The organism is Gluconobacter sp. P1D12_c (genome assembly GCF_018812105.1).
GTDB classification, from domain to species: Bacteria; Pseudomonadota; Alphaproteobacteria; order Acetobacterales; family Acetobacteraceae; genus Gluconobacter; species Gluconobacter oxydans_A.
Genome location: NZ_JACSIQ010000711.1, coordinates 1 through 391 on the forward strand (window position 1 = coordinate 1; position 391 = coordinate 391).

1 protein-coding gene and 1 pseudogene are annotated in these 391 nt (G+C 54.7%); one reads left to right on the forward strand and one right to left on the reverse strand.

Annotation, left to right across the window (positions count from 1 at the left end; genetic code table 11):
• The coding region (locus tag KP705_RS18855) for a hypothetical protein (RefSeq protein ID WP_215765414.1) at window positions 1-228 on the reverse strand (228 nt) is incomplete at its 3' end.
• Between KP705_RS18855 and KP705_RS20490 the strand changes: the two are divergent.
• Window positions 228-391 (forward strand): annotated as a pseudogene (locus KP705_RS20490) (DNA-binding response regulator); the annotation flags it as partial. The gene KP705_RS18855 and the pseudogene KP705_RS20490 sit on opposite strands and share 1 nt — an antisense overlap.

Genomic DNA, 391 nt, shown 5'->3' on the forward strand with positions numbered 1-391 from the left:
TGACGCTTCCCGTTCATATCGGACCACGCCCCAAGCACGCGGATAAATGATCGAGCCTCCACTTTGACCCGTGGACACCAGCCGGTATTCCGCTTCCCGTTCATATCGGACCACGCCCCAAGCACGCGGATAAATGATCGAGCCTCCACTTTGACCCGTGGACACCAGCCGGTATTCTGAGGCCCTGATACGGAGCTCAGTCGCCCGGAAGTAAGAGAGTAAAATCAATGCGTATCCTGAAGGATGGTCTGTTTCTGACAGTCCGCGCCTTTGTGCTCAAGGGATTTCGTGAAGCCGGGCACGTCGTGGATGTGGCGGATAACGTCAAGGATGGTCTGTTTCTGGCTGTCTGTGAAAATTATGACGTTGTGATTTTGGACCGCTTGCTGCC